Origin of the sequence: Vibrio sp. 10N.261.52.C11, from assembly GCF_041471405.1 — a bacterium.
GTDB classification, from domain to species: domain Bacteria; phylum Pseudomonadota; class Gammaproteobacteria; order Enterobacterales; family Vibrionaceae; genus Vibrio; species Vibrio crassostreae_C.
In genome coordinates this window covers 1-455 of sequence record NZ_JBFROI010000163.1, presented here as the reverse complement: position 1 = coordinate 455, position 455 = coordinate 1, and the positions used below count along the sequence as shown (strand labels likewise).

The window sequence follows — 455 nt, the reverse complement described above, 5'->3', positions numbered from 1 at the left end:
TGGAGAGTTGAATCAACGTGTCGCCGATACTGAACAAGTCTTCGACTCTTTTGCTAAGGTCAGCGCTAATGTTCAACGAGTGATGAAAGTTCGAGGTATTGGGCCGCAAACCGCTACTGCGATACTTGCTTCGATAGGCAATGGTTCTCAATTTGATAAAAGCCGTGATTTCTCTGCTTGGCTAGGACTCGTACCAAAGCAATATTCCACAGGAGGAAAACCTCGCTTAGGCCGAATAACCAAACACGGTGATAAATACTTACGAACACTATTAGTTCATGGCGCAAGGACCGTGATTGCCAACCTTGGCGACAAGCAAGATAAGTTAAGTCAGTGGTGTCGCGGCGTTCTAGAACGAAGAGGAATGAACCGAGCAATAGTGGCACTGGCCGCGAAGAACGCACGAATTATATGGTCGCTTTTACACAATCAAACAGAATATGAAAACTATGCTG

Annotated in this window: 1 pseudogene; it reads left to right on the top strand. The window is 45.7% G+C overall.

What is annotated here, in order from left to right:
• Positions 1–455, top strand: a pseudogene (locus AB4323_RS24580) (IS110-like element ISVisp6 family transposase); the annotation flags it as partial.